At 72.9% G+C, this 6,306-nt stretch carries 4 protein-coding genes; 2 read left to right on the top strand and 2 right to left on the bottom strand.

Annotated features, from left to right (window positions below; genetic code table 11):
• Nucleotides 1–1,058: 1,058 nt before the first annotated feature.
• Together ACIP9D_RS04720 and ACIP9D_RS04715 are read left to right on the top strand one after the other, a co-directional pair.
• Complete coding sequence (locus tag ACIP9D_RS04720; protein ID WP_350871100.1) at nt 1,059–2,627, top strand: MFS transporter; 1,569 nt, start codon at nt 1,059–1,061, stop codon at nt 2,625–2,627.
• Nucleotides 2,628–2,638: 11 nt separating this feature from the next.
• Complete coding sequence (locus ACIP9D_RS04715; protein ID WP_350871098.1) at nt 2,639–3,247, top strand: TetR/AcrR family transcriptional regulator; 609 nt, start codon at nt 2,639–2,641, stop codon at nt 3,245–3,247.
• A 104-nt stretch (nt 3,248–3,351) separates the two neighbouring features.
• On the opposite strand, the gene ACIP9D_RS04710 is transcribed toward ACIP9D_RS04715, so the two are convergent.
• Nucleotides 3,352–5,271, bottom strand: a complete 1,920-nt coding sequence (locus tag ACIP9D_RS04710; RefSeq protein WP_350871095.1) for a helix-turn-helix domain-containing protein — start codon at nt 5,269–5,271, stop codon at nt 3,352–3,354.
• A gap of 14 nt (nt 5,272–5,285) precedes the next feature.
• A complete protein-coding gene (locus ACIP9D_RS04705; protein ID WP_350871093.1) occupies nt 5,286–6,068 on the bottom strand; it encodes a 3-hydroxybutyrate dehydrogenase in 783 nt (260 codons plus the stop codon).
• Between the last annotated feature and the right edge of the window lie 238 nt (nt 6,069–6,306).

The following is a 6,306-nucleotide window of genomic DNA, read 5'->3' as shown; positions in this document are numbered from 1 at the left end:
CACCCCCCGGATCATCCGAAAGACAGGGGCAGGAAGTCATACCGGGCCGAGCGACCGAGGGTCCCCGGCTGGGGACGATCAAAAAGGTAACGGGGGGGGGGGCTTACGGCGTCGGGTCCAGGTGTAACGACCGGCGGCCCACCATCATTCCGGGGGCGGCTCGTCGGCCGGTCCAGGTGTAACGACCGCCGGCCCACCATAATTCCGGGGCGCCGGGCCACCGTCGGCGACCGGATGAACCGGCCGACCGAACGGGCTGCTACCTCGGCCGTCGGGGGTATTCAACGACGCCCGGGCGCCCACCATTCCGGCCCCGGGATGCCACCGGTCACACGCCAATACGCCCACCACCGCGCAGGACGCTTCGTACATCGCGACGCTCGGGCAGGACACCTCGGCCAGCGCGTTCCCGCCGGCGTGCATGCGCGGTGCAGTGCGGCCGGGTCCAGGTGAGGTGGTTGTCCGTTTCCAGGGTCGGATCGGCCGCCGCCCCCTAACCCCGGCGATCGGGTCCGGCAGTCCGGGGCGCGTGGGCGATCCTGCATCGGCACTAGCGCCTTGATCGACTCACCATCCTTGAGGTCGGGGTGAAGAGGCGATCGGGACACCCCGACATCAGCGAACCGGAGTCGATCAAACCGGACATGGCTTCTGATCAACTCCAGTTCGCCGACGTGGCGGTTATCCGCCCACCTGGTCACCACCATGTCGGCGACATTGCGGGCCACCGGGCGCCGGGCCACCGGGCGCCGGGCCACCGGCTGCGGGGCCGCCGAGCCGCCCGGCCAGGACGCGGGGGTCGCTGAGCCGCCGGGCCGCCAGCAGCCGGGCTGACGGGCCCCCCAGGCGCCGGGCACAGCACCGGTCGCCGGTTGCCGGGCTGGCGGGCCGCCGGTCGCCTGGTCCCTGGGCTCCCGGCCGTCAGGGGAGAGGTGACGCCGGACACATACGATACGGATCGGTTCCGTATCGTTAATGGGTGGGCTTAGGCTGACCGTGATTACGAGTCTGCTCCGTATCGTATCTTCGGGCGGGGCCACCGGGGGGGAGAACCGGCAATGGAGATCCGCGACAACACGGGCCACCCGAGGAGGTGGGCGATCCTGGGGGTGCTGGTGATCAGCCTCCTCGTGGTCGTCCTCGACAACACCATCCTGAACGTCGCACTACGTACGCTCGCCGACCCGACGCACGGGTTGGGTGCCAGTCAGGGCGAGCTGGAGTGGGCGATCAACTCGTACACGCTCGTCTTCGCCGGTCTGCTCTTCACCTTCGGGGTGCTTGGCGACCGCGCCGGTCGTAAGCGGTTCCTGCTGATCGGTCTGGTGCTCTTCGGCCTGTCGTCGCTGCTGTCGGCGTACGCGCAGAGCCCCGGGCAGTTGATCGCGGCCCGCGCGCTGATGGGGGTCGGCGGCGCGGCCATCATGCCGGTGACGCTCTCGATCATTTCGAACGTCTTCGACCCGCGGGAGCGGGGCCGGGCGATCGGCGTCTGGGCCGGCGCGGTCGGGCTCGCCGTCGCGATCGGCCCGGTCCTGGGCGGCGCGCTGCTCGAGCACTTCTGGTGGGGTTCGGTCTTCCTGATCAACGTGCCGGTGGTCGTGCTCGGCGTGGTCCTGGTCGCGCTCCTGGTGCCCGAGTCGCGGGACCCGAAGCCGGGCCGGATCGACGTGTTCGGTGTGGTCCTCTCGGTGGTGGGTCTCGTCGCGCTGACCTACGGCATCATCGACGGCGGCGAGCACGGTTTCGGCCGGCCGGTGGTGTGGGTCTCGATCGTCGGTGGCCTGGCGGTGCTCGCCTGGTTCGTCAACATCGAGCGGCGCAGCACCCACCCGTCGCTGGACGTCCGGCTGTTCAAGGTGCCGCAGTTCGCCGCGCCGGTCGCGATCGTCGGCCTGATCTTCTTCGCCGCGATGGGCGTGATGTTCTTCAGCTCGTTCTACCTGCAGCTGGTGCGCGACTACAGCCCGCTGCAGACCGGTCTGCTCTTCCTGCCGTTCGCCGGCGCCCAGCTGATCTTCGCCCCGCGCAGCGCGGCGATGGTCCGCAAGTACGGCGGCAAGGCGGTCGCGGTGGTCGGGTTGGTGCTGACGGCGATCTCGCTCGGCGCCTTCACCTTCATCGACGCGCAGACCCCGATCTGGGTCGTGCTGATCTTCTTCTTCATCCAGGGCGTCGGGATGGCCAACATCATGCCGCCGGCCACGGAGTCGATCATGTCGTCGTTGCCCCGGGAGAAGGCCGGTGTGGGTTCGGCGGTCAGCAACACGGTCCGCCAGGTCGGTGGCGCGCTCGGCGTGGCGGTGCTCGGCTCGGTGCTCTCCGCGGTCTACCGGGCCGACGTCGACCCTGCGCTGGCGGGCCTGCCGGCCCAGGCCCGGGACGCGGCGAACGAGTCCATCTCCGGCGCCTACGCGGCGGCCGGGCAGCTCGGGCCGGCGGCGCCGAAGCTGCTCGCGGCGGCGAACGACTCCTTCGTCACCGCCATGCACTGGGCGGCCGCGCTCTCCGCGCTGGTGGCCGCGCTCGGCATCCTGGTGGCGCTGCGCTGGCTGCCCGGCCGGGCAGCCAGCGAGCCGGCGCCGGCGGCACGGGCCGCGGCACCGGAGTTGGCCGAGACCGCATAGGTTCGGGGACAATGTCCGACATGACGTCCACTGCTGATGCTCCGCGGTCGCCCGGGCGACCGCGGAGCGTCCGCGCCGATGAGGCGATCATCGAGGCCACCCTCGATCTGCTCGCCGAGGGCAGCACCATCGAGGCGCTGTCGATCGAGGCGATCGCGGCCCGCGCCGGGGTGGGCAAGGCCACCATCTATCGCCGTTGGGCCGGCAAGGACGCGCTGCTGCTGGACGCGCTGCGCCGGCTCAAGGGCATCCTGCCGCAGCCGGCCGGGCACTCCGTCCGGGACGATCTGGTGCTGCTGGTCGGCGCGATCGGAAAGAACGTCGACCCGCGTGCCTCGAAGATCATGCCCTGCCTGGTGCCCGAGGTGAACCGCAGCCCGGACCACTTCCGGCTCTACCAGAACATCATCGCCCCGCGCCGGCAGTTGATGCGCGAGGTGCTGCGACGGGGGATCGCCGAGGGCGTGCTCCGGCCCGACCTCGACCTCGAGGTGACCATGGCCCTGCTCACCGGGCCGATGCTGATCCAGCGCGTGCTGCAGTGGAACCCGGACCTGGACGAGCAGACCCTGCCCGGGCAGGTCGTCGACACCGTGCTGGCGGGCATCCAGGCCCGCTGACCGCGCTGCCCTTCCGTCGATCATGCAGTTGTGGTGGTGCGCGAAAGGCGCCTGTCACCACTTGTCGGGCACCACGACTGCATGATCGACCCCGAGGGTGGCGGTCAGCCGGTGGGGGTGCGTAGGCGGTGCAGGCGCAGGGCCAGCTGCACCTCCAGGGCCCGCTCCGGCCGCTGCCAGTCCGCGCCGAGCAGCTGCCCGACCCGCTCCAACCGCTGGGTCACCGTGTTCACGTGCACGTGCAGCTGCTCGGCGGCGCGGGCCAGACTGCCACCCACCCCGAAGTACGCCTCCAGCGTCTTCACCAGGGCGGTGCCCCGCCGGGCGTCGTAGTCGACCACCGGCCCCACGGTCGCCGTGAGGAACTGCTCCACGTCCCGGTCGCCGCCGTCGCCGACCGCGCCGAGCAGCAACCCGACGAAGCCCAGCTCGGCGGTGCTCGCGCCCTGCCCGGCCCGGCCCAGCGCGCCGAGGGCGGTGAGGCAGCGGTCCGCCTCGCGGAACGTCGCGGCCAGCGACGCCGGCGTGGCCGACGGGCCGCTCGCCCCCGCGGTGACCGGCCGCCCGGTGATCCGGGACAGGTCCCGGGAGACCGCCCGGGCGCTCGCGCCGGCATCCCGACCGGGGAGCATCAGCACCACCCGGCCGTCGCGCGCCGCGGCCAGCCCGCCGCGGGTCGAGGCGTACGTGGTGGCCCAGGAGAGCACCCGCTGCCGAGCCGAGCCGGTGGCCGCGATCGCGTCCTCGCCCACCGCCACCAGCACGTGCGGCGCGTCCAGGTCCACCCCGAGCCGCCGGGCCCGGCTGCGCAGCGCGTCGGTGTCGCGCAGCGGCCGGGCGATCAGGTCGTCGAGCAGCTCGCCACGGACCCGTCCCTCCGCCTCGGCGACCGTCCGGCGGAACAGCAGCAGCAGCGCCGTCACCAGCGCGGCCCGCTCCAGGATCCGCTGGTCGGCGTCGACCAGCTCCTCGTCCGGGCGCAGCACCAACGCGCCCAGGTTCTCCGCGCCGGCCACCACGGCCGCGTACCAGAGCGAGCCCCGCCGGACGCTGCGTCCCTCGGTCCGGGAGGCGGCCACCGCCTCGACGATGTCCGACCGGTCCGGCTCGGTGATCTCCCCGACCCGGGCCAGAAGCCGGCCCTCCGCGTCCAGCGCCAGCAGCGCCCCGCCGAGCACCTCGGTCACCGCCGCCGCCACGTCCTCCACGCCGCCGCCGCGCAGCACCAGCGCGGTCATCCGGTCGTGGGCGGCCGCCGCGCGCTCCACCGAGCTGCTGTGCGCCCGGATGGTGGTGTTCGCCGCCGACAGCTCGGCCAGCGCCGAGCGGGTCTCGGTGAGCAGCCGGGCGGTGTCGATCGCGACCGCCGCGTGCGCGGCGAGCGAGACCAGGAGGGCGACCTCCTCGCGGACGAAGGGGCGGGCCGAGCGGTTCGCCGCGTAGAGCACCCCGATGGAGGTCGAGCCGAGCCGCAGCGGCACGCCGAGGATGGCCACCAGGCCCTCCTCGCCCACCCCGGCGTCGATCTCCCCGGTGTGGTGGAAGCGGTCGTCCTCCGGATAGTTCGCGGTGACGTACGGGGCGCCGGACTGGGCCACCAGGCCGCCCAGTCCCGCGCCCATCGGCAGCCGCAGCCGCTGGAAGCGGGCGGAGACCGAGCCGTCGGTGACCCGCATGTAGGTGTCGCCGCGCTCGTCGTCGTTGAGGGTCATGTACGCCACGTCGGCGCCGAGCAGGTTGCGTGCCCGGTGCACGATCGCCCGCAGCACGTCGTCCAGGTCGCGTAGGCCGGCCAGGTCGCTGACGGTGTCGTACAGCCCGGAGAGCTCGGTCTCCCGGCGGCGGCGCCGCTCGAGCAGCGCGCGGACCCGCAGCGCCACGGTCTTCGCCTGCTCCAGCTCGGCGAGCCGGTCCGGGGGCAGCCCGGCGGCGCGGGCCGCGACCAGCGGCCCCTCGAACTCGACCGCGGCGGCCTCCCGGGCGAGCAGTTCGAGGAACTCCACGGGCGAAGACATGACGCCCATTGTGCGCGGGGCCACTAGTTCGCCGTCCAGCCCCCGTCGAGCGCGATGGACGCGCCGGTGATGAAGGCCGCCGGTGGCGCACAGAGGTACGCCATCAGCTCGGCGACCTCCTCCGGCTCGATCAGCCGCTTGATCGCCGCCCGGGCCAGCATGATCTTCTCGACCACCTCGGACTCCGGGATGCCGTGGCTGGCCGCCTGGTCGGCGATCTGGCTCTCCACCAGCGGGGTGCGCACGTACGCCGGGTTGATGCAGTTGGCGGTGACGCCGTGCTGCGCGCCCTCCAGCGCGACCACCTTCGACAGGCCCTCCAGCGCGTGCTTCGCCGAGACGTAGGCCGCCTTGTACGGCGAGGCGCGCAGCCCGTGCACCGAGGAGATGTTGATGATCCGGCCCCAGCCCCGGGCGTACATGTGCGGCAGCGCGCGGCGGATGATCAGAAACGGCGCCTCCACCATGACCCGGTGCAGGTACGCGAAGCGCTCCGCCGGGAAGTCCGGCAGCGGGGCGACGTGCTGCAACCCGGCGTTGTTCACCACGATGTCCACGTCCGTGTCGAGCCGGTCCACCGCCGCGCCGTCGGCCAGGTCGACCCCCTCGGCCCGGCCACCGGCCTCGGCGGCCACCGCCTTCGCCGCCTCGACGTTGCGGTCCACCACCAGGACGGCCGCGCCGGCCGCCGCCAACCGCAGGGCACAGGCCCGGCCGATGCCGCTGCCACCCCCGGTCACCAGGGCGGTCCGACCGGTCAGGTCGACGTTCACGACGTGGGGGACCGCCACGGGTTCTGCCGTCATGGCGCAAGAAGTTACGAGCTGTGTGGCCGGGCGCACATGGGGTGGCGACACATACTCCACCGCCAAGGTGTGTGGGAGCGCGGCCGGTCGCGGTCGATCGCCGGCTCGCCGTCGTCTGCCCGGGCCGGCGGGGGCGGTGGGATGTGAGGGTGCGGTCCGGCGTCGGCGTGTCCCGGCGGGCCGGCGTTCGGGGCCACCAGTAGGGTGTCGAACACACGTACTGCTGGCAGCTGGGGGA

The sequence above is a fragment of the Micromonospora sp. NPDC093243 genome (assembly GCF_044753725.1).
GTDB lineage: Bacteria > Actinomycetota > Actinomycetes > Mycobacteriales > Micromonosporaceae > Micromonospora.
The sequence above is the reverse complement of the archived record's forward strand: the minus strand, read 5'-3'. Positions and strand labels throughout refer to the sequence as shown.